At 69.6% G+C, this 1,579-nt stretch carries 1 protein-coding gene; it reads right to left on the bottom strand.

Going from position 1 to position 1,579, the window contains the following annotated elements; all coding sequences use genetic code 11:
- Nucleotides 1-80: 80 nt before the first annotated feature.
- Nucleotides 81-1,466, bottom strand: a complete 1,386-nt coding sequence (locus tag JQN83_RS32575) for a hypothetical protein (RefSeq protein WP_208570994.1) — start codon at nucleotides 1,464-1,466, stop codon at nucleotides 81-83.
- Between the last annotated feature and the right edge of the window lie 113 nt (nucleotides 1,467-1,579).

Below are 1,579 nucleotides of genomic sequence, written 5' to 3'. Positions count from 1 at the left end.
CTCGTGTTTTGACCGTTCTGTGGGCAGGGTGGTCTGGCGGTGTGGTGTGGGTGTGTTCGTGGTGGTGTGGTGGAGGGCTGTCATTTGCCCTTGTGGACGGCGTTTTTGCGGATGACCGGATAGCGAGTGCGGCGTTTGCGGCGTCTTCCGGCAGGGCGTCCGGGTCCGGGGTGTCCGGGTTTCGCGTGTCCTGGTGGTTGCCAGGCGTTGCGCAGAGCGGGCGAAACCTGCCGGCGTGTCTGGCCGGGGGTCGGGGTTGTGGTGGTGGTGGGTTCCCAGGGCAGCCGGTGGTGGGTGATGTGGTTGCGGGTGCAGAACAGGTGCAGGTAGGCGTAGGCGTGCAGGCGGAGCCAGGTGGTCAGGGTGCGGGGCTGGCGGGGGTGGAAGTCCGGGGCCTGGGCGGTGGTCTTCACGTAGCGGAAGTAGTGCTCGATGTCGAAGCGGGCCAGGTAGGTCATGACCAGGGTGAGTAGGTCGCGGCGGTGGCCGGAGTACCAGAGTGCGAGGTCGCCGGCGCGGCGGCTGGGGCGCAGGTGCTGGACCCGGGCGAGGAGCACGGTGCCCTCAACGATCGGGAGGGTGCCCTGGTCGGTGAATCCGCGGCTGGCGTGGGTCAGTTTGGGGTGGACCTGATGCCAGGCCCGAACGGTGACGATGCCGTAGATGTCGACCGGGCCGCTGACACCGGCGTCCGGGGTCAGGTCGGGTTCGCGCAGGGCCAGCCGGAACCCGTGCCGGCGGGGCCGGCCTCCGAGTGGGTGAGCGGCCCGGCGTTCGGGTCTGGTCCACATGGTCTGCGAGGTCGCCAGCCTGACCAGGACGTCCGCGGGAATCCCGCGCTCGCGCAGCAGATGGGTGATCCGGGCCGCGGGGTAGCCGGAATCCAGCAGGAACAGCGACGGATCGGTCGGGCGAGCGCCGTCCTGGGCGCAGACCCGGGCGATGTGGTCCACGGTGACCTCCACCAGGTCGTCGCCGGAGGCGATCCGGTCGGTCAGGACCGGCACGACCCACGAGTCCGGGGTCAGCGTCAACCGGACGACGTGCTGATACCGCCACCCGGTCCTGATCAGCGCCGCGCCACGCGGGCCGCCCGGGGTGTACTGCGGCTGCCGGTCCGGGCTGGTAGCTGCGTTCGGCCGTGGCCACGCGGTGGTGTCGACGGCATACACCCGAGGCAGGCCGGACCGAGCGGCGATCCGGCACGCCGCCCACAACGCCCGGTCGGTGTCCACCTCGCCGTCGCGCAACGCCCTGTACGCCGCGGCATGCCCGGTGACCGTGCCCAGCGACAGATGCGCCGGACAGCCACACCGGCCCTGATCGCCGGCCAGCTCGTCGACCAGCGCGAACAACGTCCGTGACCGGGACGCCAGGACGCCCTCGTACAACTCCCGCCGCCACGCATCCAACAAGATCCGGCCCAGCCCGCCGTCACCAACACCGGTAACCGTTACGCTCCTCATCGAGGACCCTGCCCATTGATGATCTTTGTGTGAGAACTCAGATCATGGACAGGGTCCTCCCCATTCCGCTAGACCTCCACCACCACGAATCCCCCCGACGGTCAAAACACGAG

The sequence above is a fragment of the Micromonospora antibiotica genome (genome assembly GCF_017599305.1).
In the GTDB taxonomy this organism is placed as follows: Bacteria; Actinomycetota; Actinomycetes; order Mycobacteriales; family Micromonosporaceae; genus Micromonospora; species Micromonospora antibiotica.
This window is presented reverse-complemented; position numbering and strand designations above follow the sequence as displayed.